Here is a 24,236-nt window from a genome sequence, read left to right as displayed (position 1 = left end):
AACCATCGTTTACGGGGCAAATATACCGATTATACATTCATTTATCTGCCAAAGATTTTGATTATTTTTAGGTATGAAATTTTTTCAAGCTCTCATTTTTTCTGTGACTTTGATCTCAGCTACCTTCGCCACTTGGGGATTTTATGCGCATTCTTTAATAAATAGACTTGCTGTCTTTTCTCTTCCTGAGGAAATGATCGGCTTATACAAATCTCATATACAATACATTACCGAGAACGCCGTGAACCCAGACCGCAGACGATATGCAGTGGAAGGAGAAGCGGAAAAACACTACATAGATTTGGATTATTATGGAGATTCTGCTTTGCAAATTCTACCAAAATACTGGAACGAAGCGGTAGAAAAATTTACTGAAGACAGCTTGAGACTGAATGGAATCGGTCCTTGGTCTGCCTATTTCACTTTTCTAAACCTTACCAAAGCGTTCGAAACCAAGAACTCGGCTGCTATTCTTCGTCTTTCTGCTGACTTGGGGCATTACATAGGCGATCTGAATGTGCCGCTCCATACCACAGTGAACTATAATGGACAGCTTACGGATCAAGTTGGTATCCATGGATTCTGGGAAAGTCGAATTCCTGAGCTTCAGGCAAAAGACTATCCGCTTTGGGTTGGGCAGGCTGAGTATGTAGAAAAACCGCAATTGGCACTTTGGGATGCTGTCGCCACTGCACATGCACAGGTAGATAGCGTGTTGACAATAGAAAGAGAACTAACGAAAAGCTTCTCTCCAGACCAAAAATACAGCTACGAAGAGCGGAACAACTTAACCGTCCGTGTTTACTCCAGAGAATTCACGGAAGCCTACTCACTTGCATTGGACAGCCAGATCGAGCGACAAATGAAAAAATCCATCAAGATGATCGCCGACTTTTGGTTTACTGCCTGGGTAAATGCCGGGCAACCTGATTTATCTACTTTTTCAAAGGAAGCTCTCGAAGAAGAAGATATTGTGAAGGACGCTAAAATCAAGACAAGAGAACATGATAATTAGTGTTCAGTCGCAGTTTACAGTCGCAGGGATCAGTGCACAGATATTTCGAGAGTTTTTAAATAACGAAGTGGTTAAAAAAACAAAATTTTTATTCTTAAATATCAAACCTCATGGACTACAAAGAACTTTTGGCATTCAAAAAAGGATTTGAATTGGCAATGTGCATTTTCCAGATTTCAAAAAATTTCCCAAAGGAAGAAAGATATTCTCTAACGGATCAAATTAGAAGATCAAGTAGATCTGTGTGTGCATGTATAGCTGAATCATATAGAAAACGGCAATACCCTGCTCATTTTAAATCTAAGCTCAGCGATGCTGACATGGAAAATAGCGAGACCAATGTTTGGTTAGACTTCTCTCATGCATGCGAATATATAAGCGATGAAACTCATTTAGAACTCACCCAAAAAGCAACAGAAGTCGGGAAACTGATAAACTATATGATGTTGAATCCTTCTAAATTCGGTGTCTCCTCGAAATAATCCCTCAGTCTGCCACTACAACTGAAACCTAAGATTGCCATCTAAGGTTGATCTCTATGACTGAAAACTGAGACTGATCACTGTAACTGCAAAGTGAGACTGATCACTGCAACTGCCTGCTGAGACTGCCTTACTAAACTTCCACTTCCGACTTCAAATACCTCCTAATCGCTGTCCCAAGTCTCCTAAACGTATTCTTAAACACTTCCTCGTTCTCCTCCAAAAGCGTCACTCGGAAACCTCTCAAATCTGAGCAAAAAGAAGAAATAGGAACCACACAAATCTGCTCGGCTGCCAATAAATTATAAACAAAGCGCTTATCCAAAGGCATGTTTTTCTCTTCCAGCCAGGAATCCAGCAAACTTTTTAATTTCGGATCTTCAATCGGTAGAAACTGATCTTCTTTCAATACGCCCTCCTCAAATACGATGGTGTTATAAAACGCTCCTTGAGTAGGATTAAATTTGATTCCAGGAATATCCCCCAAGATTTCACTCATCCACTCGCTTCGCTTGCCGATTTGAGCATTTGCTTCTTCCCTGTACTTGAAGTAAGCTGGATGCTTCATGATTTTCGGGATAGCTAGTTGCGGTAAAATAGTAGAGCAAACCTCTATCATTTTGGCGTTTTCCAGTGTCTGGCAAAGCTTGGAGAATTCCTTAGAAGATTCCCGGTTATAAAATTCCATCCAACCACATCGTGAACCTGGCCAAGGGAATTCCTTGGAGATTCCTTTCAATGAAATTGCAGGTCTGTCTCCGATTACTTCAGCCAATGGAACAGCTGTAATTCCATTGTATGTGATATTTTGGTAGATCTCATCGGTGATGAGCAGGAGATTAAACTCCTCAGCTATTTTCACAAAAGCCTCCAAAACCTCCCTTGGATACACCATCCCTGTTGGATTATCAGGATTGATAATCAAGATTCCTACTATCGAAGGATTATATCTAACCTTCAAATACAAATCCTCCATATCCGGAAGCCATTGATTATCGGGATCAAGTTTATAGGTAATAGGTGCAGCATTGGCATGAGCAGCTTCAGCAGAACTATGGGTACTATATGCTGGAGATGGACCGATAATTCTTGCCGTAGGGATCAAAAATTGATACAACTTTGCAATAGCGTCGCCCAAACCATTGAAGAATAAAATATCCTCTGCTGTGATTTGGCTGCCGCCTCTTTCATTATTCAGATTAGCAAGAAATCTCCGGGTTTCTAATACTCCTTTGGAGTCCGCGTAGCCGTAAGTTTTATCCTCTTTCAATAAATCAGCGATAATCTCTTTCATCCAATCAGGCACATGATTGCTCTTTTGGATAGGATCGCCGATGTTTTCCCAAGTCATAGAATAGCCCAAGGCCTCGACCTGACGCGCTTTCTTTACTATACCACGAATCTCATAGGTCAATTCTTCCGCTCCGGATCTTAGGAGTTGCTGTCTCATAGGTTTTTAGGCTGAATTCCAACTATTTCGGGTGCAAAGAAACAAAAAAGTGAAAGGAAAGTGGATTTACCTGATAAAAAAAGAAATAGAATTTGGATGACATCTTAAGTCAAGCTTCATTTCCTTTTCAAGGAATCTTGGGTTAATAAGTCAAATAACGAAGTTGGGTCTTATTGATAAACTCAGTTATTTTAAGTAATCAGACTTAAGAATACCCTTTTCTTTAGTTCAATGAAAAATTTTAAGTAAAATTCTTAATTCTGTTTACCCAAATAGGCATATACTACGTAGAAGGTTAATCTATTCTGCCCTTGCTTCATAGTCTCTGGTAAATCACCTTTTAATTCCTCGTTCAAGAAAATATCCCACTATTGCTTCGCATTATAATCCTCCTAGTCTTTGTATTCCTCATCGACTGGTATTCCTATCAAGCATTCTCGACATTATTCCCTGAGCAAAACTGGATTAAGATCAGCTTTTGGATCTTCTCTATTTCAGTTTACGTTTTTGCCGCCTACGGTTTTCTGACCTTCAGTCGTAGTAGACCTACTCCCAACTTTGGCAGGCTTATTTCCTTACTTGTGCTGTCGTTGATTCCAAAGTTGATCATTCTGGCATTTCTATTTGGAGAGGATATCGTTCGGTTTTTAAGTGGAACCTATCAATCCCTTACCGGAAACCGTGAAGGTGATTTTCTAGCTGATCGCAGAAAATTCATCAGTCAAACTGCATTGGTTCTTTCTGCAATTCCTTTTTTAGGAATATTGCATGGCGTATTAATAGGCAAATACAGATACCGTGTAGTAAACCATACCCTGGAATTTGACGACCTACCTGAGGAGTTTGATGGCTTTACGATTACGCAGATCTCAGATATACACTCCGGAAGTTTTGACAATAAAAAGAAGCTGGAATATGGCGTTGAGCTAATAAATGAGCAAGGGTCAGATGTCATCCTATTTACTGGAGATCTGGTGAACAACCAAGCAATAGAAATGGAACCTTGGATTGAGACTTTCAAAAAGCTGAGGGCTCCTATGGGGATTTATTCTATTTTGGGCAATCATGACTATGGAGATTACGTTTCCTGGCCAAGCAAGGAGGCCAAAGAAGCAAATATGCTGCGTCTGTATGAAATCCAAAAAGAATTGGGGTTTACCCTCTTGAGAAATGAAAATGTCAAGCTTGAACGAGGAAGCGCAAGCATAGACCTGATTGGGGTAGAGAATTGGGGAAAGGGATTTGGGCAATATGGAGATCTAAGGAAAGCTACATCAAATCTCAGTGATCAAAGCTTTAAAATTCTGATGAGCCACGACCCCTCCCATTTTGATGAGCAGGTGAAAAATTTCTCCCAATTTATCCACCTCACCTTGAGTGGACACACCCACGGAATGCAATTTGGAATCGAGATCCCCGGCTTCATCAAATGGAGTCCGGCTTCTCTTCGCTACCCGAAATGGGCTGGACTGTACGAGGAACTGGGTCGCTACCTCCATGTCAATCGTGGATTTGGATTCTTGGCCTTTCCGGGGAGGGTGGGGATCTGGCCGGAGATCACGGTTCTGACGTTGAAAAAGAAGTAATTGGGAAATTCAGAAAGCTGATGTTAGAAGTCTAATATTGAAAGTCAGAAGGCTAAAGCCTGCCTACCGGAGGTAGGTCAGAAGTCTAAAACCTGCGCTGTTCAGGTCCCGATTATTATCGTGGATGCAATCCTGAACCGTGACCGTAGGATTTTTAATCCAAGATATTTTGGAAAGGACAAAGTTTTTAAGATTTCTAATGTTTCGATCAAGTTTCGGTATCTTATACATGATATCCCAAGACTACAATTGCTGGAAATGGATTTTTAAGGTTAGAAACCCCATAGAAAAAGATAAGGAAGACAGAAAATACCCTGTACTGGGTATAGGAACTATAGATTTTGATTACGTTCTTAAGGTTTTGTTTAGTTATCAGAAATGAAAGACTTTAATTTTCAATAAATTCTATTCATCCGACAACATACGCTTATTATCATTTGTTGTCGAGACTTAACATCAAAACACTGATAACCAAATATTTAAAGTCAAAATAGAATTAAAATCTTTAAATAATTTAAACACCATTGCGTTTATTCAAGTGTTACCTTCCATTTGGAAAACAGAGCTAGCGTTATTGATTAACAATTAAAAACCAGAAATAATATGATTGAGAACAAGTTTTTACAAGGCATACTGACTGAATTTAAAAATGATTTTAGTCTACAACAAGAAGATGAATCAAAATCATTTGAAAACTTAATTAATTATCTAGTAGTAACAAAATTAATTCCTGATGCATTCTCATCAATCACAGATTTACAAGATATAAATGTGGACGCAGGAAGCAATTTTGGAATTGACGGAATTGCAATTTTAGTAAATAATAATCTGTTGACTAACAAGAACGACATTGAAGTTTATAAGAAATCTAGGACTTTGAATGTTAAAATAATCTTTACTCAATCAAAGACATCGTCAAATATAGATACTGGTGATTTGTATAAATTTATGGGGGCTGTTCAAAATTTCTTTTCCAATTCACCAGGAATTGAATTGACAGATGAAGTAATATATTATAAAGAGCTTTATAATGAGCTTATGAAGCATGAAAACGCCAGGTTATTTGATAAATTCAGTCCTGAGTGCATAATGTATTACTCTACCACATCTAAAACAACAGAAACTGATTTACCTAGGGCTGTTGCAAATCAAGGGGAGATAACTATACTTAATGCAGTTCAGGAATTAAAAAGTTGTAAAATTCATTTAACAGGTGCAGATTATGTAATTGATACATATAATGATATTGAAAATAGATATGATACTATTATCAATTTTAAAAATAACCTTGCCTTAGATAAAATTACAGATATTGAGCAATCATATATTGGCTATTTATCTTTTAATGAATTTCTAAAACTCGTCACTGACAATGTTGGGGATTTACGACGAAACATATTTTATGAAAACGTAAGAGATTTTCAAGGAGAAGCAAACAAAGTCAATATAGATATAACTGAAACCGTTAATACAGACGATTTAAGAGATAAGTTTATTCTATTGAATAATGGAGTTACTGTGGTTGCTAAATATTTAAAATCTCTCGGTTCAAATGATTTTGAGATAAGAGACTTTCAAATTGTCAATGGATGTCAAACGAGCAATATTTTATATTTAAATAGAGATAAATTGCTTAATGAAAGTAATTTTTGGGTTCCAATCAGAATTATTCATTCATTGGACAATAATACCATAACAAGAATTATCAAAGCTAATAATTTTCAAACTCCAGTTCCTGATGAAGCTTTTATTACACTTGAAAAATTTCATAAAAGATTGCAAGAATTTTATACTGTAATGTCTCAGCAACAACCTGAGCAATTATTTTATGAACGTCGTTCAAAAGAATATCAAAATTTTGACAGTAGAATAGACAAAAATAGGATTGTCAATTTGCATGGTCAAATTAGAGCATTTACTGCAATTTTCTTGTCTAGCCCTCAATTAGTATATAATAATAATCCAACTGAAATATTGAGACAAAAGTCAAAAGATATATTTCAAGAAAGTCATCATTATGAGCCTTATTTTGTTTCAAGTTATATATTACATGGATTTTTAAAAGAAATTAAATCAGGAAATATACCAGGTTCTTATGGCTTATTTAGATATTACATTGGTCTTATCTTCAAAGTTCTTTCTACAAATAAGCTAAAGCATCCTTATTTTAACTCGAAAGAAATGATTTCTTATTGTAAAGATATAGTCAACATAATAAATGATGATACAAAAAGAAAAGAATATTTTGGGAAAAGTATAGAATTATTAAAACTAGCTATTGCAGCAGAAAAGAGAAAACACCCAAGCAATGTTGCAGTTCAAAGAGTTATCAGAACCACATCATTTAAAGACGAAGTTTTCGATCAATTAAAGAATAATGGTAGGTAACATTTTATAACAAATAGTCGTGGCAGTAGAATCCCATGGTTTTTACCCCACCATCACCATCTCGGTTTGATAGGTTTGTAGCCAGCAATCGCCTAATAGCCATTTCCTTACCTTAGTACATTATTATAAAAACATGAAAAATGAAAATTAAATCTCTCAGAATAGTTGATTATAAACCCATTAAAAATATTGAAATCAATGATTTAGGGGAAGTTGTTATTATTGCAGGTGCTAACGGGGCTGGTAAAACCAGATTAAAACAAGCTATAGTTCAGACCATTCAAGGAAGTCCTATTATGGACTTAACAATTCAAGCATCCAGAAAAGAAGAAGAAGACGCAAAGTATTTTGGTCAATTGGAATTAGAAGTTAAAAAAGGTCAAGTTAATCAAAAGCTAAACGACTACATTAATAGTAGAAAGTATGGTTCAGGACGTTATGTTGGTTCCTTGGTCCAGATTGATTCTAACAGAAGTATTCAGACACTTAAGTATAATGCAGTAAACTGGCTGGGTGGTGACCCTGATGATGCCGAATCACCAAGTAATTTTTACTTCAACCCTTTTTCGAATAGGTGGCAGGATTTTGTGAATTACATCCACCAAAAATCAGCTTCAAGGGATAAGAAACTTGCTGATGAACTAAAAAAAGACCCTAAAACTGGAGAGCAGATAATAAACCAAAATCCAGACCCACTAGAAAAATACAAAAAGATTTTTTCAGACTTATTACCGGGAAAGGAATTATTGGATATTGACCCAGCTAGACCACGTGAATTCCGATATAAGGATGAACACGGTCAAGCACTAAATTTTAGTTCCCTAAGTTCAGGTGAACAAGAGGTTATCAAAGTCTTATTTGATGTAGCCCGAAAAGAAATTAAACATTCCGTAATAATAGTTGATGAACCTGAGCTTCACTTGCATCCAACATTAACATTTAAATTAATTGAGGCTTTAAAATCTATTGGAGAGCATACAAATCAATTTATATTTTTAACTCATTCTGCTGATTTAATATCAACCTATTATTCGACTGGAAATGTTTACTTTATAGATACTGTACAAACAGGTACAAATCAAGCTCATAGACTTAGCGATTTAAATCATAGTCATAGTGAAGTTGTGAATTTAATTGGTCAAAATCTTGGACTTTTTGCAGTTGGGAAAAAATTAGTGTTTGTTGAGGGTGAAAATTCAAGTACGGATAGATTGACCTATCACACTATTGCACAAAGCATTGATAAAGAATTAAAAATCACTCCTATTGGCTCTGTTTTAAACTTAATGACATTAAATAAAATTGAGGAGCAAATTAGAAATTCCATTTTCGGTATTGACATTTATATGATAAGAGACAGAGATGGATTGACGGATTCTCAAATATTGGATATTGAGAAAAGTGGTAGGGTAAAATGTTTAAAAAGACGACACATAGAAAATTACCTTCTTGATTCAGAGATTTTATATAAAGTTTCGGAACAATTGTATTTAACTCGAACTAACCCCTCATTGGATCCTTCTTTTATAGCTCAAGAGACAAAGAGAATCGCATTTGAAACCTTGAATTTCAATCTTTTCAAAAATGCTAAAGATTATTTGAGTTTAAATTATCATTTGAAACATCCTAAAGTAAAAAGTGTTGACACAAAGTCAACTGAAGAAATAAAAAATGAATTAATAGAAGGTGTTCAAAAAAACCTTTCTGATTTAACAGAAGGACTAAAAATGGAAAAGCTTAGGGATTGGCTAAACAATCAAGAAAATGAACTAAACCAAATATTGGAATCAAATGAATGGATTTCAAAATTTCAAGGTAAAATAATATTCTCAAAACTATGTTCGGATATACTTAAAGGAGATGCTTTGAGAATAAAGCAGGCTTATGTTGACATCGCACTTCAACACAAACCAGAAGTTCTAGATGACCTACTTGCAATATTTAATGAAATGAAATAACTAGAGCACAACATTGGAAAAGACCAATAGCGGGTGAATAGGTTAAATCATAGATTGTGCAATTTAAAAATTTTTGTGGTGAGGGATTTTAATCGACTTGCAATCCACAACTGATTTTAAAATTGATAATTACAAATAATTTTCTCCCCCCCCCGCTTTAGCACCGTCAGATCAATTATCTAAGCTTTGCCTCTTAAAGTAGTTGGCAGTAACTACACTTTACTATCCTTTATAATTTGTAATTATATAATATTCAAAAAATAGAGGTAAAAAAAAATTCTCCTATTTCTCCAACATCCTCTTCATAATCTCCACTTTCTCCCGCTCCGATTCCAACAGCCGCTCATAGAGCTTTTTATTCTCTTCTAAAGCTTCAATTAATTTATCTATTGGATTAAATGAACATTTATAATTTAAGGCAGAAGCAGTTGCGTTATCCTTAAAATCATGGAATGTATTCGAAATAATGTTTATCGCGGTTTCTTCCGAAAAACTCTTAATCGCCTCAGCAGGTACTTTTAGAATCTCAGCCACCTGACGCAATAGCTCCTCCTCCACTTCTTCCTTTTGCTCGAGTAGGCTTATTTTCTTCTGGGACCAGTCCTCTCCTAGCTCAAAAGCCAAGGCCTCCTGTTTGATGCCCATCATTTCCCTGAAGCGCTTGATATTTCTGCCGTGGTGGATCTTCTCGTTCATAGTCTGCTAAGTGTTATGGGAAAGTAGGAAATTCTCTGCTAAGTCCTTGAACTAAATTATTCCATTTCTGGGAATGGAGCAAGGATATCGCCGTATTGATTAAAAAATCTTGACAGAATATGTCATATGGATACCAATTCTAAATGATATCGGTCATGCCTATGGCATTTTTGGGAACCTATCAAAATCCATATTCCTATGTAATTGATCATGCCTACGGCATTAAGGCAATAAAAATCCGACCCTACAGGCTGGCTGCTCGCTATACACTTTAAAAGCTGCCTATCCCTTATCAGTCCCAGAGGGACGGCCCATCTCCTAGCCAGAGGTTTTAACCTCTGGAATTATGAATGACAAAAGTATCTAGCCAAGTCCTGTAGGGACGGACGATTTCAATTCAGTTTCAATCCTCATTAAACAAATGGTGCCACCCACCGGAATATTTTATCCTAGTTCACCCTCTAAAACATCCTTCATAAGAATACTTTAGCCTAATAAAACCAAAGACCTTGAGGTACATCAAAGCCTATTCAAGATGACACTTTCATTTGACCATTCCGAAAATGCGCTATTCGAATACTACTCAGATCAAGATATCAGTATGTATCTCTGGGAAATGTACCAATGCTGGATGCTTGAACTTTCACAATTAGATAAAACGCACCTAGATGTAAGCAATAGGCAATACTTCTTTGAACTCCTAGCGGCTCATATATCCAAACAACAATTACTCGATCAAGCTAATACCTCATCAAGCCAAATAGCCCAAAGCACTATTAAAGAGACTTCATAAAAGAATCCAGGATATGGCATTTTCTATTTACCTCTGCCAATATCAACCTCTATCCCAAACTTTTCCCTGAGAGAAAATTGATAAAATGCTTTTGATCTTTAGGGTTTATCCAAGGTTTATACAGGGATTAGACAGGTTTTATATAATCATACCTTGCTTTTAACCTGTAAAAATACAGTTGAAAAAACGACTAATAATTGCTTAACCATTTGAACTTTAGAGATTTATTTTTACTTTGTTTGTAGTTAAACTTTTAAACTCGAACAACTATGGCTACTATTTCAGAGTCCAGTGTAATTCAGCCTCAAGGAAAAGTGGGAGGTTTTACTTTTTACAAGCTCAATGGCAAAATCATTATGAGAAGTTTGCCCCGTGCTCCTCATAAGAACGGAACCAACCCCACCCCTCTTCAAAAAGTATATCAAAATAGACTGGCAGAAGTAAATGATTATCTCAGACCTCTTTCCCGGGTATTGGATTTTGGATATCAGAATTTTTTAGACCAAAAAACCGGGGTAAATTGGGCGCATACCAATGTATCCACCAAGGGGTATAATCATAAAGCTAATCCACGAATAAATCCTGCCTTCTTACAAATCAGCAGGGGAAGTCTTTTGGGAGCTGAAGCCCCTTTGGCAATTCGGACAGCAGACGGAATTACTGTCTCTTGGAAAGACAACTCAGTGGAAGGAAATGCCAGTGAAGGAGACAGTGTGATGATTCTATTGAACCAGCCGGAATTACAAAAGCATATCTGGATAAAGGAGGCTGGGAGAAGAAGAAACTTGCAAGCACTGGCTGCACTTGAGGGCGAAAATTCGGAAAAGGAATGGGAAGTCTACCTAGCTTTTTACAGACCTCTGAATAATAAAAAACTAGTAATCTCTGATTCTATTTATTTGGGAAGGGTATAGGAGTTGGATCTGATAATCTGATAACCTTTGAGGTTTTTAAAACCTCGAAGGTTTATTTACTTTAACCGCTGAGGACGCTGAGTTGATCGCAGAGACCAAAAATTCAGTTTCCAGTCGCAGTAAGCAGTCTCAGTATGGACTTAAAAATGCTTTATTCGAGGCTCTTGACAAATTGATCAACCTGCTCCAAATACCAAACCCCAAAGCCTTTATTATCATAGTCCACCTGAAAACCAGCGAGATGCTCTCCTTCGAATTGGACAACGGTACAATTTTCCCCTAATGTATTACCAAGAGCTAATGCATCACCATAAGTAGTAATTGTATCTTCAGATGCAGTTAAGATCAAAAGTGGAACCTGAATAGAATTGACCGATTTTTGGTAATCGGTTGACTTCTCAGGAAGGAGGACATGTTTGCCTAATTCCTTCAGTCTTTCTGCTACAGTTGAGGTATTGGTTACGTACCCCTCTCCAATGATAAAATCTATTTTACTTTTTATGTCAGGATATGCACGAGATATGATAGTTGTCCCCATGGACATTCCCAGAACACCTATTTTTGATTCCTTAAGAAGGAGCTGTGAGATGGCTAACATTTCTCCAAGCTGCCCAAAAGTCCTTGACTTAAGGGAGACGGTCAATTTGCTCCAATAATATCAAAATCCAAATTGTCAGATTTCTTCATTAAAAGCCGATTGAGGTTTCAAATTTTTAAACACAAAATTTTTCTTACAAATCCAGATTTTTAGAGAGCTGGCTTTTTGGCCCCCCATCTGAATAAAAAGAAACCAATTGATACTATGATTAGCAATGCTAAGAGCATTCCAACGAAATAGCCTATACCATAAAAGCTTGAAAAATCGAATGCTTGACTTTTAAGAGTGAATAGGGCGGAAATCCCGAAAAACACCATCCAAAGTACTCCCACAATTTTTGATACTATCTTCAAAGTCTTCATACTATATAATTCTTAGTTAAGATATGTGATATCCTTCCAATAAACAACAAGTAATAGTTTTTACTCCTGCTGCTCAACTATAGAAAGTTTAATCTTTAATCAAGATCGTATAAATTAAAATCCCACAAAAGCGGATAAAACACCAAAAATTAGCCCATTGTTGAGGATTGAGACCTCCTTGTATTTGAAGTTTTTAAAAACTAGCAGATTAATAATCTATAGATCAGTATTCGAGATAACGTTGCCTATTCATAGGAATTCGAAGGGCTCGGGAGCAGGGATTGATTTGGCTATTCCTTTTCTCTTAACTCATAGATATAGTAGCACTGATAATCCTTCTCAAACTCATGGAGTTCGGCTTGATCTCCGTACTGTAAATACCTATTTGGTCCCACATTTAATTGGAGACTTCCTGGCAATGTCCACTCGACCTCCTTCCCAAGTAATTTTCCATCCCTAATTAAAAAGTAAAATCTCTTTTTGGTTTGAATTAATTCCTCGCCATCCTGTTTACCAGCATTTAAAGCTGCCAAATCCAAATCGTCCCCCGTCTGGTAACCTACTAAGACCTCATCCCCATTTCCCATCATTTGATCAAAGGCTCCACCCAGCCTGACATTTTCAGACCTATACTCTTTAACGCTAGTAAATGAAGCATCTTCCATTGGAATATCCTTGACAATATCAGGCTGTATTCTATTCAACTTGATTTGATTTACAACGTTGAAATTTTGATTTGGGTCTAGTTGGTACAGAGTGGTATCACCGCGTAAAATAGTGGAAATATACTTCGATTGAAGGTCAGAAAAATAGACGGGCTTGTCCATAAACGGATAAAACCTTCCCGAACGAAATTTCCCATTTTCATTCAATTTCCCTCCTTTTAAAACAGATCCAGTACGAACATCCAGCAGATGAACCATGTTTAGAGTATCATAATAATCCAAAGGGTACGGCTGCAAATAGCCATCATTTAGATTTGCGATAGCACTTAACTCACCCTTTGAAGATTTAAAAGTGCTGAGATTGTCCAAGGTGAAATGAACTAACTTGACTCTTGGGTTTTGCTCAAAGGGAAACTTCCGAAGTTGCTTAAAGTCAAGATCATAGACAAAAGCCTCTCCATCTGAGACAAAAATAATCTCATCCCCAACAAAGCCGGCCCTGAGTAGAACCATCCCAAATGCGTCTGGCCCTTCGGACAGTTTATTTTCTGCTACTATTTCTCCATTTTTATCTAGTAGCATGTAATGTCCTTCCATACTCATCTGCTTCACGGTCAAGTACAATTCTTTTTCATCGTGGTAGTCAAGAATCCGAACTGTCTCCAGAATATCCGTGACAAGGGAATCAACTTTCACGAATTCGAATTCCATGTTTTCATTGGGTTTCACCGTCTTTTCTCCGCATGAAAAAATCAAGAATAAAAGACCTATTAAAGAGAATTGGAGCTTCATTTAATTGTATTTTTAGCTAATCTATTAAAATTTCGTAATAATACAACTTATTCTTTCGTCCTGATAAATCTCGTTCAAGTGTGATCAGAGGGTTTAAAGGAAACGTTACATTTTTTAACAAAACGAAAAAGACAGGCATTTAGACTTGGTTAGAAAAAGCATCCCCAATCCTAAAATCATTATATTTGATTAAACTCTTTCAATATGTTAACTAAAACATTGGTAAAAAGGCAATTGGAAAAACTTCCTGAGGAGTTTTCTTTAGACGACTTGGTAGAGCATTTAATTCTAGTCCAAAAATTAGAAACTGGGCTCAAAGATTCCGAGGAAGGTAAAGTGATTTCAGAAGAAGAACTGGATCAAGAAGTCAACAAATGGTTCGAGTAAATTGGACGAACCAAGCAGTAAACGATCTGAAAGAAATTGCTGAATACATCAGCAAGGACTCCAAACGCTATGCTAAAATTCAAATCCAAAGAATAAGGCAGAGAACCCATATTCTGAAACAATATCAACTAGCTGGCCAAAAGCTAGAAATTTTCGGTGAGTTAAATATCCGACAACTAGTTGAGGGGAGTTATATAATCCTATATCGTACAAGAGGAGATACTCAGGTAGATATTTTGACCGATCACCATTCAGCTAGGGATTTAAATCGAAGAACTTTACTTTTCTGAAATTGAACTAAAAAACCCTCAAAACCTTATTGATTCTGAGGGGTTAACTAATAAATTTTCGCAGAAAATAAACCTCCGAAGTATTCTCTACTCCGGAGGTTTACTTTTAGACTGCTTCGTACCTCGTAGTGACGAAACATTTTTAAGATTTTAGCATTCGGCTTTTATTCAGACTACCTGAATACTGATCACTGCCACTGCCTACTTACTTCAAATTCTTATACCGAATTCTCTTCGGCTCCACATCACCCAGTCTTTTCTTCTTATTCTCTTCGTAGTCGGAGAAGTTTCCTTCAAACCATACCACTTGAGAATCTCCTTCAAATGCCAAAATATGTGTACAGATTCTATCCAGGAACCATCTGTCGTGGGAAATTACTACTGCGCAACCACCAAAGTTCTCCAAGGCTTCTTCCAGTGCGCGAAGTGTGTTCACATCCAAGTCGTTGGTAGGCTCATCGAGAAGCAATAAGTTTCCACCTTCCTTCAGCGTCAACGCCAAGTGAACTCGGTTACGCTCACCACCGGAAAGCACTCCCACTTTTTTCTCCTGATCTCCACCACCGAAGTTGAACTTGGAAACATAGGCTCTTGCATTCACTTCCTTATTTCCGAGCTTCATCAGTTCATTCCCTTCGGAAATCGTCTGGTATACTGTCTTATTTGGATCCAGAATATCATGTCCCTGATCGACATAGGCCAGCTGAACTGTTTCACCTACTTCGAAATTACCAGCATCAGGTTTTTCCTGTCCAGTGATTAATTTGAAAAGCGTGGATTTACCCGCACCATTTGGCCCGATTACTCCAACTATGCCACCTTGTGGCAAAGCAAAAGTCAAGTTTTCGAACAACAGCTTGTCTCCATAAGCTTTAGAAACGCCATTCACCTCAATAACTTTGGCTCCAAGACGAGGTCCTGGAGGAATAAACAATTCAAGCTTCGCTTCTTTCTCTTTGGACTCCTCTCCGACTAACTTATCATAAGAATTTAGACGAGCTTTACCTTTTGCCTGACGTGCTTTTGGTGACATTCTAATCCACTCCAGCTCGCGCTCCAATGTCTTCTGACGCTTGGATTCAGTTTTCTCCTCCTGCTTCAATCGGTTTTGCTTTTGATCCAGCCAAGAAGAATAGTTTCCTTTCCATGGAATACCCTCGCCACGATCCAGCTCAAGAATCCAACCTGCTACGTTGTCCAGGAAGTATCTATCGTGAGTTACCGCAATCACGGTTCCTTTATAATTCTGTAAATGTTGCTCCAGCCAATGCACGGACTCAGCATCCAAGTGGTTGGTAGGTTCATCGAGTAAAAGAACGTCCGGCTCCTGTAAAAGCAATCGGCAAAGTGCCACCCGTCTCTTTTCACCACCAGAAAGATTAGCTACGTTAGCATCACTCGGAGGAAGTCGAAGCGCGTCCATGGCTTTCTCCAACATCGTGTCCAATTCCCAAGCGTTGGCAGCGTCTAACTTGGTCTGAACTTCACCTTGCTTTTCGATCAAGTCATTCATCGCGTCTGGATCTTCCATCAAGGCTGGATCCATGAACTTCTCATTGATTTCTTCAAACTCTTTTAGCAAAGCGACAGTCTCAGAAACCGCTTCTTCCACTACTTCTTTCACAGTTTTGGTAGGATCAAGCTTTGGCTCCTGCTCAAGCATCCCAACCGTATAACCAGGCGACCAAACTACCTCTCCTTGGAATTCCTTATCCATTCCAGCGATGATTTTTAAGAGAGAAGATTTACCCGAACCGTTCAAACCGAGAACACCGATTTTGGCTCCATAAAAAAATGAGAGATAGATATCTTTGAGGACTTTTTTCTGTGGCGGATAAATTTTTGAAACTCCTGCCATGGAAAAGATGATTTTTTCTGAACTCATGCGTTATATTTTTACTTAGAAATTGCACTTAAGAATCAAAGATGGCAAAAAAACCGCTTTCTTAGGATAAGTGCTTTTGAATTAATTAATTTGCGGAAATTCGAAAACCGCCACCTAACCTACTGTAGAACAATGGAGCATCCGTATGGATATATCAAAAACGACAAAGTTTATTTGAGGGGATTTTTGGGGCAGGACGATAGAATAATTGGTGAAGTAAAAGAAGATGAGGCTTCTACACTTAAATATTTTGAGGATCGATTCGAACAACTCAAGGAAAAAGTAGAAAAGCTCAAAAATGACATTCAGGAGAACCAGAACAAAGGGTCTTTCCTGATGAAACTCATTCACCTTAGAGAATCGCTTATGCAATCTGATGCATTGGGGGATTTTGAACCATTAATCAACGACCTAAGCCAACAAGAGGAGTACCTGAATGAAATCATACAGGTAAACCGTACCAAAAACCTTGAAGTAAAAAAAGGGTTAATTCTAGAAGCTGAAGAGAAAAAAGACGATACTGACTGGAAAGAAACCACCGAGTTTTACAAGGAACTAAAACTGCGCTGGATTAAGACTGGGCCTGTAGATAAAGAAAATCAAGAAGAAATCGAAGGTACTTTCAATGACATCGTTCAGCATTTCTTCGAAAACAGAAGACATTTCTTCGAAGGCCTTGCACTGCAGGCGGAGGAAAACATCAAAGTGTATGAGGCACTGGTCGTGCAAGCTCGAGAAGCACATGACTTTCCTGATGCTAAGACAGCCTTTGACATCTCTAAGAAAATCCAACGTCAATGGAAAGAAGCCGGTAAAGTACCAGCTGAGAAGAGACAACCGCTATGGGATGAATTCTCCAGATTGAACAACCGTATTTTCTCCAGATACAAAAGAACGCTCCAAACTGGCCCGCAGATGAATCCACGGGAACTAATGCGGAAAGTGGAGACTTTAACCGAAGAAATCAAGGCATTATCTGGTAAACCAACGTCATACGAACTCATTGGGAGAGCCAAAGCGATTCAGGAAGAATGGAGAAAATTACCTCCACGCAAACCACGAGAAGCGAATTTGATCGTTAGATCATTCCAATTCTTCTCCGACATCGTATTTGAGAAAGCTTTCTTAGAAAAACTAGTTCATGGTAAATATGAGGATTTTGATGAAAAGCCCGAAGCGGAACAAATCCAGATAAAAACGGCTTTACTAAAAGATTTATTGAAAAGAGATCAAACTGAGCTGGAGGCGGCACAAAACAATACGGAGAATTTCCGCGTACAGTCAGCTGATTTTGATATCATGATGAAGAAAAAATTATTTGCGGTGAAGAGGAAAGTTGACGTGAAAAATTATATTTTAAAACAACTTTCTTTTAAATAGTATTTACACCGCTGATTATTTCAAAAAAAGAATAATTTTGCAACCCTTAAACTCCGGAACTCCTTTAAAATAAACACTATGTACTGGACACTCGAATTAGCATCCTATTTAGAGGACGCACCCTGGCCAGCCACCAAGGATGAATTAATTGATTATGCCATCCGATCCGGCGCACCAATGGAAGTAGTTGAAAATCTACAAGAATTAGAAGATGATGGCGAACCTTATGAGACCATCGAAGAAATTTGGCCTGATTATCCGACCAAAGACGACTTCTTTTTCAACGAAGACGAATATTAAATGAAAAAAGCCCTGAGTGATCGGGGCTTTTTCTTTTTTGTAACCTAGACTATTTTAACCACAGAGGACGCAGAGATTTCGCAGAGTCACTAAGTAGTCCGCATGACCTTGCAGTCTGAAGACTCAATTAGTAAAAGTATTCAGGCTTGAACAACTCGCAACTGAAAACTGCGACTGATCCCTGACAACTAAAAACCGCAACTGTTCACTGAAAACTATAAGCCCAAAACCTGTCTCAGCCTAGAATACCCCGTCTTACTCACTGGTACTTTCGCACCACCTCTTAGTAGCACCAGGTAATTATCGCGCTCATATGGCTCTATTTTGGTGATTTCATTCAAGTTGATCAAGTAGGATCTATGTACCCGGACAAACTTGGCAGCATCAAGCGCTTCCTCAAGGGATTTCATGGTCATCTTCTTCAGGTATTTGCCAGTTGCCGTGTGTATGGCGATGTAATCGTCCTCTGCTTCAAAAAAGCTAACCTCATGAGTTGGAATGATTTTGATCTCATTCTTAACTCTTACCACCAGCCGATTTCTTTTTTCAGCCAACTCATTCAGTTTTCGAGTGCTTTCTTCAGCCCCTGATTGCTGTGCAAGAAACTTATCTATTGCCTGATTAAACCGCTCCTGCGAAAAGGGCTTCAGCAAGTAATCAATCGCCATAGCATCAAAAGCTTGCAAAGCATACTGATCAAAAGCCGTAGTAAAAATCACTGCAGGCGGTTCATCTAGCAACTCCAGCATCTCAAAACCTGAGATTTTGGGCATCTGCACATCCAAAAAAATCAGATCAGGCTCATGCTCTTGGATGGCTTTGAGTCCCTGAAATCCATTCTGACAAATCCCCACAAGCTCAAACTGCGGAAACCCAGCTAAAAACTCCTGAACTATACTCGCTGCTAAAGGCTCATCATCTATGATTAATGTCTTGATCATTTGAGTTGTGGGATTTTTAAAGTTACTGTAAACTGAGAACCTACTGAATTTGATTCCAGCAAATCCTTTCTTCCAAAAAGCAAAAACAAGCGACGGTCTACAGAGCTCAGTCCAAAACCAGTTCCTTTTGGCGCAGCTACTTCGGGATCAAATGGATTCTCTATTTGCAGCAATAAATAATTGTGTTCCTTAGCTGCTTGAACAACTATTTTAACGTCCTCGGTGATTCCATATAAGCCATGTTTGATTGCATTTTCAAGCAATGGCTGAATCAACAATTGAGGAACCCGCATTTGTTTGACCTCATCTTTCAATTCAAAAACCACCTCCAGTCGATGTCCAAAACGAACACGCTCAATGTCAAGATACATTTTCAGGTAGCTCAACTCTTCCTCCAGACTCACCCACTGCTGATGGTCCTTTCGAATGGTACCCCGCAGAAAATCAGAAAGCTGTAACACCATTTCCCTGGCTTTCTGAGGTTGAGAAACGGTCAGTGCACTTATAGAATTCAAGCTATTAAACAAAAAATGTGGCTGAAGTTGCTGCCGTAGCTGTGACAACTCAGCTTCTTTAGAGAGTTCATTCATCATTGATTCTCTGTTCTTGATTTCTTTTTGCTCTTCAAGTTTGGATACTGCCAAAGCTAGAACTGCCACAAAAATTTCAGCTATTCCCAATATAGCCCAGCGCAGGATAAAATTTTCACGAAGAAAAACCAAATACAACTGGTCAGCATCAAAGATCCACTTTAGGAGCTGGTAATGGAAATAAACTGCAACAAAACAATAAAGCAATGGAAATATTAAAAGCATGCTATTGTTCCGCCCAGTAGGAACATAGAAGTTAAATGTGGTATCTATGATATTCACCCCAAAAACAAAAACTAAGGCGAAAACCAATGCATCTACAATTGCTATTGCTTGCTCAATCCCATAAAGCTGTAGCAAACCAAACGTCGCAAGGAACCAGATTACTCCGGCTCCCTGAACGATCCATTTACTTTTAGAAGGATTTGAAAATGCTCTGGAAAACAAAAGAGGGATGAGTTAAGGTAGGGAATTTCGTTAATATGATTTGATTTCCAAACCTCCGAAGAAGACCGTTCCTCGAATCACCAATACTTTATCTGAATCTACTTCAGACTGTCGATAGGCGCGCTTATCTTCCACTCCCGCGGCTATATTAGTCACTTCCACCCGCACATCCCAGTGAGGAGGCACTACCAGTTTGATTGCTCCAAAGATCACATCAACCTGAAGAGTTACCATTCCGGAGAAGTCTGATTGGGTTAGATCCAGGTCTATACCTCCAAAAGCAGCAGTCAGTTTACCTCCTTGGAAATTCTTGGTGAGCATTCTTTTATTAATTCCGCTGAAGATAGAATCGATAGAAACGCTATCCGAATAACTTGTACCCGAAACCCCGGACATCCCTGAATAGGATTTCGCTCCTGTAGAGTAAGTTGACTTTTCTCCTTTATTATATTCCTCCCCTATTTTATACTCCTCACTTGGTGCTGACGAAATCTTGGATTTAGCCCTGATCTTTTCCTGAATATCTTCTAATACCTGTTGCTCCTTGCGCTTTTTGGTGATCAGGTAAATACCAACCATTATCAGTGCGATGGGAAAAATAAATCGCTGCAATCCGAAACTGAAATTAAATTCCCGCTCCAGCAAAAAGAACATTCCTAAGCCCAGCATCATTACCCCAAAAAAGCTTTTGAACTCATGCTTTACCAAGGTAATAACCCCAATGGCAATAAGTATCATTGGCCAGGAAAGCAACCAGTCAGGGTAGAAAATATCCAGTTTCCTAAGTAAAATAAGGACACCGACAGCGAGGATAATGAATCCGAAGATCATCCCTCCGTCATTATTGTTGTTTATGCGATTTCGTTTCATCTTTTTTTAATTTATTGATGATCGAAAGTACGATACGGCATAACCTCCTGAAATGAAGATAAGGTCAATTCAACCTAAAAGTCGGTGAAGACAACAAAAAAGTCGGTGAAAACTCACACTGCGTTCTTACCGATTGGACAATTGTTTAACGGCAATGTATTCCGCATAATCCATGTCTTCAGGTGTCGTTATCTTGATGTTTTCTGGATTGCCTGAGATCAGCGTCACTTGCCAACCCTGGTTTTCATAGACCGTGGCATCATCAGTAAACTGCTGAAGTTCGGTGACAGAGAATGCTTTCTTGATTTTCTCAACCTGAAAAGTCTGGGGAGTCTGTACCAAACGGAAATACTGACGCTCTTCATAAAATGATTTTCCATCATCTCTCAACTTCCGGATTGAATCTTTCAAGGAAACAACCGCAATAGCACTCCCAGCGCGCTCAGCTACTTCAAAGCTTTCCACAACAACTTCGTGCTTCACAAATGGCCTTACTCCATCATGGATAGCTACAAGTGTGGTCTCGGAATTAAGAGAACTCAAACCGTTTCTAACCGATTGAAATCTGGAATTACCACCAGCAACCAAGCGATGAGGAATGCTGAATTTATATTCGTCACATAAGTGCTTCCAATAAGAAAAATCGTTCTCAGGTAAAACCAAAATCAAATCAATGGAGGGATCTACCTGATAAAAAACAGATAGGGTACGCATCAGTACTGGTTCTCCGGCCACTGGCAAGTATTGCTTGGCTACTGGCCCTCCCATTCTTGTACCTCTTCCTCCTGCTACCAGGATTGCAGCTTTGTTAGTCATAGTAATTTTCCGCAAAAGTAAGGATTCAAATCCCTTCAGGTTTTACTGCAAAGTTATATCTGTGTGAACATAAAAAAAGCTCCTTTCGGAGCTTTCAGTATTAAAGTATCAACATCGCGTCTCCGTAGGAGAAGAATCGATATTTTTCCTTGATGGCTTCTTTATATGCTTTCATCACCAAATCGTATCCTCCGAATGCAGCTGCTGTCATAAGCAAAGTTGATTCTGGAAGGTGGAAGTTAGTAATCAATGAATTTGCAATTTTGAATTCGTAAGGAGGAATGATAAACTTATCTGTCCATCCAGCACTCGCTTTCAAACGACCGTTTGCAGTCACAGATGACTCAATCGTTTTCAATGAAGTTGTCCCAACAGCAACAACTCTCTTTTTAGCATCCAATGATCTATTCACCAAATCTACCGTTCCAGCAGGAATCTCATAGTTCTCGGAATCCATCTTATGCTTAGTCAGATCTTCCACATCTACCTGACGGAAAGTCCCCAAGCCAACATGTAGTGTAATTGGAGCTACATCTACACCTTGAAGTTCTAGTCTTTTCAGCAAATGTGGAGTAAAGTGCAAACCTGCTGTCGGTGCTGCAACAGCGCCTACATTTTTAGCAAACACAGTCTGGTACCTTTCCTTATCTTCCGCTTCTACCTTTCTTTCGATGAATTCCTTCAAAAGTGGCGTCTCACCAAGTGTATCAATCGTTTTATGGAATTCTTCTTCAGTCCCGTCAAATAAGAAACGAATGGTACGACCTCGAGAAGTAGTATTGTCTATTACCTCTGCGACAAGATCAGAATCTCCGAAATAAAGTTTGTTTCCAACTCTGATTTTACGAGCTGGATCGACCAACACATCCCAAAGCTTCAACTCAGCGTTCAATTCCCTAAGTAAAAAGACTTCGATTTCTGCTCCAGTTTTCTCTTTGTTGCCGTATAATCTAGCTGGAAATACTTTAGTGTCATTAGTGACAAAGACATCACCCTCACCGAAGTATTCCGTAATATCTTTAAAAACTCTGTGTTCAATTTTACCCGTATCTCGATGGAGTACCATCAATCTGGATTCGTCCCGATTTTCTGCAGGATAATGAGCTACTAGTTTCTTTGGAACGTCAAATTTGAAATCCGATAATTTCATATGTTTATTATTTGTCTTTTAAAGGCCATATGGAATCTCACATGGCTGATTTTCATGCCAATAAATGTCGTCTCCGACTTGCTCGATTTCATAGATAAGTTTTAGATGTCTTGAGTGATTTAGAATAACTCTAAAAAATGCAAAGATACTAACAATATCAGGCAATTTCAGCTAACTTAACAAATTGTTTTAAACCAACTAAATAAGCATGCTCTTTTTCAAACTCACTTGGGAAAGTTTTCGCTTCGCGATTTCTGCATTAAAGACTAATCTCACACGTACCATTTTGTCCCTTCTGGGGGTCACAATAGGTATTTTCGCTATTATCGCGGTGTTCACATTAGTTGATTCTCTAGAGAAAAACATTAAATCTTCATTTTCATTTTTGGGAACAAATGTGATGATGGTAGATCGTTTCCCTTTTGCAAACGGTCCGCAGGACTATCCATGGTGGAAGTATTTCCAAAGACCTCCAGGCACAGTTTCTGAATATGAATTCCTTCAGGAGAGACTTACCAGTGCAGAAGGAGTGACCATATCTGCATCATCAAACACGACTGTAAAAGCAGGAAGCAATGCTTACCAAGGAATGTCACTCACAGGAGTAGTTTATTCATACCAAGACGTATATGAAATTTCACTAGAAGAAGGCAGATATTTCACTCAGTCTGAAATAAATGCTTCTCGAAACATGGCGATTATCGGAAGAAAAATTGCTAGTACTCTTTACCCTAATCAAGAAATCCTTGGGAAGGAAATCAAAATCAAAGGTGGCAAATTCACTGTAATTGGCGTTTTTGAAGAAGAGGGAGAAGGATTATTTGACATGGGGTCCAAGGATGAAGCATGTCTGATACCTTATGGGGCTTTCAGCAAAATGTATTATACTGGAAGAAATGGTCTTGAGCCTTCCATTGCCATCAAAGGAATGGAAGAAGACATAGGACTTGTGGCCTTGGAAAATGAATTGACAGGTCTCCTTCGTGCAAAAAGAGGATTGAAACCTCGAGAAGAAGACAATTTTGCGCTGAACAAAACTGAATTTATTCAAAATGCCATCGGGTCAGTGTTTGATGTGATCTCCGTCGCAGGTTGGGTAATAGGTGGATTTTCAATTCTGGTAGGTGGATTTGGTATCGCAAATATCATGTTCGTTTCTGTACGAGAAAGAACAAACATCATAGGAATCCAAAAATCCTTAGGTGCAAAAAATTACTTTATATTATTCCAGTTCCTTTTTGAATCAATTTGTTTGAGTCTAATTGGTGGAATCACAGGGATTTTTATTGTGTACTGCCTGACCTTTCTCCAATTTGGCAGTTTAGAAATCTCTCTTTCTCTAAGCAATATCATCTTGGGTCTTGGAGTATCTACTATTATTGGAGTTGTGTCGGGAATTGTGCCTGCATCACTTGCCGCTCGGATGGATCCTGTTGAAGCAATTAGAACCACATAGCTAGCAGAACATCTCGAATATGAAA

Annotated in this window: 22 protein-coding genes; 12 read left to right on the top strand and 10 right to left on the bottom strand. The window is 38.3% G+C overall.

All coding sequences use genetic code 11. The annotated features are described in order from the left end of the window. The first annotated feature begins 73 nt into the window (after positions 1 to 73). The gene (locus tag AACZ87_RS16545; RefSeq protein ID WP_339868828.1) at positions 74 to 1,015 is read left to right on the top strand and encodes a zinc dependent phospholipase C family protein; all 942 of its coding nucleotides are present in this window, start codon (positions 74 to 76) and stop codon (positions 1,013 to 1,015) included. A gap of 110 nt (positions 1,016 to 1,125) precedes the next feature. Beyond that, positions 1,126 to 1,497 (top strand): four helix bundle protein, encoded by a 372-nt coding sequence (locus AACZ87_RS16540; RefSeq protein WP_339868826.1) that lies wholly within the window; start codon positions 1,126 to 1,128, stop codon positions 1,495 to 1,497. Between the two features lie 133 nt (positions 1,498 to 1,630). Here the strand turns inward: AACZ87_RS16540 and AACZ87_RS16535 are convergent, their stop codons facing one another. Further along, the gene (locus tag AACZ87_RS16535) at positions 1,631 to 2,947 is read right to left on the bottom strand and encodes a pyridoxal phosphate-dependent aminotransferase (protein WP_339868824.1); all 1,317 of its coding nucleotides are present in this window, start codon (positions 2,945 to 2,947) and stop codon (positions 1,631 to 1,633) included. Between the two features lie 371 nt (positions 2,948 to 3,318). Here AACZ87_RS16535 and AACZ87_RS16530 point away from each other — a divergent pair, with 371 nt between their 5' ends. From AACZ87_RS16530 to AACZ87_RS16520, 3 genes are all read left to right on the top strand, one after another. Next, a complete protein-coding gene (locus tag AACZ87_RS16530; RefSeq protein WP_339868822.1) occupies positions 3,319 to 4,533 on the top strand; it encodes a metallophosphoesterase in 1,215 nt (404 codons plus the stop codon). Positions 4,534 to 5,136: 603 nt separating this feature from the next. Next, positions 5,137 to 6,921, top strand: a complete 1,785-nt coding sequence (locus AACZ87_RS16525; protein ID WP_339868821.1) for an AIPR family protein — start codon at positions 5,137 to 5,139, stop codon at positions 6,919 to 6,921. Between the two features lie 140 nt (positions 6,922 to 7,061). Beyond that, the gene (locus tag AACZ87_RS16520) at positions 7,062 to 8,879 is read left to right on the top strand and encodes an AAA family ATPase (RefSeq protein ID WP_339868820.1); all 1,818 of its coding nucleotides are present in this window, start codon (positions 7,062 to 7,064) and stop codon (positions 8,877 to 8,879) included. A 282-nt stretch (positions 8,880 to 9,161) separates the two neighbouring features. Here the strand turns inward: AACZ87_RS16520 and AACZ87_RS16515 are convergent, their stop codons facing one another. Further along, positions 9,162 to 9,575: an XRE family transcriptional regulator gene (locus tag AACZ87_RS16515; RefSeq protein ID WP_339868819.1), complete on the bottom strand. Its 414-nt coding sequence runs from the start codon at positions 9,573 to 9,575 to the stop codon at positions 9,162 to 9,164. A 535-nt stretch (positions 9,576 to 10,110) separates the two neighbouring features. Here AACZ87_RS16515 and AACZ87_RS16510 point away from each other — a divergent pair. Together AACZ87_RS16510 and AACZ87_RS16505 are read left to right on the top strand one after the other, a co-directional pair. After that, complete coding sequence (locus AACZ87_RS16510) at positions 10,111 to 10,368, top strand: hypothetical protein (RefSeq protein ID WP_339868818.1); 258 nt, start codon at positions 10,111 to 10,113, stop codon at positions 10,366 to 10,368. A 269-nt stretch (positions 10,369 to 10,637) separates the two neighbouring features. Continuing rightward, the gene (locus tag AACZ87_RS16505; protein WP_339868817.1) at positions 10,638 to 11,282 is read left to right on the top strand and encodes a DUF6266 family protein; all 645 of its coding nucleotides are present in this window, start codon (positions 10,638 to 10,640) and stop codon (positions 11,280 to 11,282) included. A 151-nt stretch (positions 11,283 to 11,433) separates the two neighbouring features. Here the strand turns inward: AACZ87_RS16505 and AACZ87_RS16500 are convergent, their stop codons facing one another. Beyond that, positions 11,434 to 11,880 (bottom strand): hypothetical protein, encoded by a 447-nt coding sequence (locus AACZ87_RS16500; RefSeq protein WP_339868815.1) that lies wholly within the window; start codon positions 11,878 to 11,880, stop codon positions 11,434 to 11,436. Positions 11,881 to 12,532: 652 nt separating this feature from the next. Then, positions 12,533 to 13,699, bottom strand: a complete 1,167-nt coding sequence (locus AACZ87_RS16495) for a hypothetical protein (RefSeq protein ID WP_339868813.1) — start codon at positions 13,697 to 13,699, stop codon at positions 12,533 to 12,535. Positions 13,700 to 13,903: 204 nt separating this feature from the next. On the opposite strand from AACZ87_RS16495, the gene AACZ87_RS16490 reads away from it, so the two are divergent. Beyond that, complete coding sequence (locus AACZ87_RS16490; protein WP_339868812.1) at positions 13,904 to 14,086, top strand: hypothetical protein; 183 nt, start codon at positions 13,904 to 13,906, stop codon at positions 14,084 to 14,086. Next, entirely contained in the window at positions 14,074 to 14,376 is a 303-nt protein-coding gene (locus AACZ87_RS16485; RefSeq protein ID WP_339868811.1) for a type II toxin-antitoxin system RelE/ParE family toxin, read from the top strand. Before AACZ87_RS16490 ends, AACZ87_RS16485 begins: the two co-directional genes overlap by 13 nt. A 205-nt stretch (positions 14,377 to 14,581) precedes the next feature. Here the strand turns inward: AACZ87_RS16485 and ettA are convergent, their stop codons facing one another. Continuing rightward, the gene (gene ettA / locus AACZ87_RS16480; RefSeq protein ID WP_339868808.1) at positions 14,582 to 16,261 is read right to left on the bottom strand and encodes an energy-dependent translational throttle protein EttA; all 1,680 of its coding nucleotides are present in this window, start codon (positions 16,259 to 16,261) and stop codon (positions 14,582 to 14,584) included. A 132-nt stretch (positions 16,262 to 16,393) separates the two neighbouring features. Between ettA and AACZ87_RS16475 the strand changes: the two genes are divergently transcribed. Further along, positions 16,394 to 17,641 (top strand): DUF349 domain-containing protein, encoded by a 1,248-nt coding sequence (locus tag AACZ87_RS16475; RefSeq protein ID WP_339868807.1) that lies wholly within the window; start codon positions 16,394 to 16,396, stop codon positions 17,639 to 17,641. Between the two features lie 78 nt (positions 17,642 to 17,719). Beyond that, positions 17,720 to 17,941, top strand: a complete 222-nt coding sequence (locus AACZ87_RS16470; protein ID WP_024284896.1) for a DUF2795 domain-containing protein — start codon at positions 17,720 to 17,722, stop codon at positions 17,939 to 17,941. Between the two features lie 215 nt (positions 17,942 to 18,156). Here the strand turns inward: AACZ87_RS16470 and AACZ87_RS16465 are convergent, their stop codons facing one another. From AACZ87_RS16465 to queA, 5 genes are all read right to left on the bottom strand, one after another. Next, positions 18,157 to 18,882, bottom strand: a complete 726-nt coding sequence (locus AACZ87_RS16465; protein WP_339868805.1) for a LytTR family transcriptional regulator DNA-binding domain-containing protein — start codon at positions 18,880 to 18,882, stop codon at positions 18,157 to 18,159. Continuing rightward, positions 18,879 to 19,919, bottom strand: a complete 1,041-nt coding sequence (locus AACZ87_RS16460) for a histidine kinase (RefSeq protein ID WP_339868804.1) — start codon at positions 19,917 to 19,919, stop codon at positions 18,879 to 18,881. Before AACZ87_RS16460 ends, AACZ87_RS16465 begins: the two co-directional genes overlap by 4 nt. A 30-nt stretch (positions 19,920 to 19,949) precedes the next feature. Next, positions 19,950 to 20,789: a DUF5668 domain-containing protein gene (locus tag AACZ87_RS16455; protein WP_339868802.1), complete on the bottom strand. Its 840-nt coding sequence runs from the start codon at positions 20,787 to 20,789 to the stop codon at positions 19,950 to 19,952. Positions 20,790 to 20,915: 126 nt separating this feature from the next. Next, complete coding sequence (locus AACZ87_RS16450) at positions 20,916 to 21,605, bottom strand: 2-C-methyl-D-erythritol 4-phosphate cytidylyltransferase (RefSeq protein WP_339868800.1); 690 nt, start codon at positions 21,603 to 21,605, stop codon at positions 20,916 to 20,918. Between the two features lie 100 nt (positions 21,606 to 21,705). Continuing rightward, positions 21,706 to 22,755, bottom strand: a complete 1,050-nt coding sequence (gene queA / locus AACZ87_RS16445) for a tRNA preQ1(34) S-adenosylmethionine ribosyltransferase-isomerase QueA (protein ID WP_339868798.1) — start codon at positions 22,753 to 22,755, stop codon at positions 21,706 to 21,708. 208 nt (positions 22,756 to 22,963) lie between these two features. Here queA and AACZ87_RS16440 point away from each other — a divergent pair, with 208 nt between their 5' ends. Beyond that, complete coding sequence (locus AACZ87_RS16440) at positions 22,964 to 24,211, top strand: ABC transporter permease (RefSeq protein WP_339868797.1); 1,248 nt, start codon at positions 22,964 to 22,966, stop codon at positions 24,209 to 24,211. The last annotated feature ends 25 nt before the right edge of the window (positions 24,212 to 24,236 follow it).

Origin of the sequence: uncultured Algoriphagus sp., from assembly GCF_963974365.1 — a bacterium.
In the GTDB taxonomy this organism is placed as follows: Bacteria; Bacteroidota; Bacteroidia; order Cytophagales; family Cyclobacteriaceae; genus Algoriphagus.
Note: the sequence above shows the minus strand (reverse complement) of the source record. Positions and strands in the feature narration are given on the sequence as shown.

Excerpts from the sequence above, each read along its gene's own strand:
- AACZ87_RS16515 (WP_339868819.1), bottom strand. The coding sequence starts at position 9,575 with ATGAACGAGAAGATCCACCACGGCAGAAATATCAAGCGCTTCAGGGAA.
- AACZ87_RS16475 (WP_339868807.1), top strand. The coding sequence starts at position 16,394 with ATGGAGCATCCGTATGGATATATCAAAAACGACAAAGTTTATTTGAGG.
- AACZ87_RS16470 (WP_024284896.1), top strand. The coding sequence starts at position 17,720 with ATGTACTGGACACTCGAATTAGCATCCTATTTAGAGGACGCACCCTGG.
- AACZ87_RS16485 (WP_339868811.1), top strand. The coding sequence starts at position 14,074 with ATGGTTCGAGTAAATTGGACGAACCAAGCAGTAAACGATCTGAAAGAA.
- AACZ87_RS16540 (WP_339868826.1), top strand. The coding sequence starts at position 1,126 with ATGGACTACAAAGAACTTTTGGCATTCAAAAAAGGATTTGAATTGGCA.
- AACZ87_RS16450 (WP_339868800.1), bottom strand. The coding sequence starts at position 21,605 with ATGACTAACAAAGCTGCAATCCTGGTAGCAGGAGGAAGAGGTACAAGA.
- AACZ87_RS16520 (WP_339868820.1), top strand. The coding sequence starts at position 7,062 with ATGAAAATTAAATCTCTCAGAATAGTTGATTATAAACCCATTAAAAAT.
- AACZ87_RS16525 (WP_339868821.1), top strand. The coding sequence starts at position 5,137 with ATGATTGAGAACAAGTTTTTACAAGGCATACTGACTGAATTTAAAAAT.
- AACZ87_RS16495 (WP_339868813.1), bottom strand. The coding sequence starts at position 13,699 with ATGAAGCTCCAATTCTCTTTAATAGGTCTTTTATTCTTGATTTTTTCA.
- AACZ87_RS16535 (WP_339868824.1), bottom strand. The coding sequence starts at position 2,947 with ATGAGACAGCAACTCCTAAGATCCGGAGCGGAAGAATTGACCTATGAG.
- AACZ87_RS16500 (WP_339868815.1), bottom strand. The coding sequence starts at position 11,880 with ATGTTAGCCATCTCACAGCTCCTTCTTAAGGAATCAAAAATAGGTGTT.
- AACZ87_RS16545 (WP_339868828.1), top strand. The coding sequence starts at position 74 with ATGAAATTTTTTCAAGCTCTCATTTTTTCTGTGACTTTGATCTCAGCT.
- AACZ87_RS16465 (WP_339868805.1), bottom strand. The coding sequence starts at position 18,882 with ATGATCAAGACATTAATCATAGATGATGAGCCTTTAGCAGCGAGTATA.
- ettA (WP_339868808.1), bottom strand. The coding sequence starts at position 16,261 with ATGAGTTCAGAAAAAATCATCTTTTCCATGGCAGGAGTTTCAAAAATT.
- queA (WP_339868798.1), bottom strand. The coding sequence starts at position 22,755 with ATGAAATTATCGGATTTCAAATTTGACGTTCCAAAGAAACTAGTAGCT.
- AACZ87_RS16490 (WP_339868812.1), top strand. The coding sequence starts at position 13,904 with ATGTTAACTAAAACATTGGTAAAAAGGCAATTGGAAAAACTTCCTGAG.
- AACZ87_RS16455 (WP_339868802.1), bottom strand. The coding sequence starts at position 20,789 with ATGAAACGAAATCGCATAAACAACAATAATGACGGAGGGATGATCTTC.
- AACZ87_RS16510 (WP_339868818.1), top strand. The coding sequence starts at position 10,111 with ATGACACTTTCATTTGACCATTCCGAAAATGCGCTATTCGAATACTAC.
- AACZ87_RS16440 (WP_339868797.1), top strand. The coding sequence starts at position 22,964 with ATGCTCTTTTTCAAACTCACTTGGGAAAGTTTTCGCTTCGCGATTTCT.
- AACZ87_RS16505 (WP_339868817.1), top strand. The coding sequence starts at position 10,638 with ATGGCTACTATTTCAGAGTCCAGTGTAATTCAGCCTCAAGGAAAAGTG.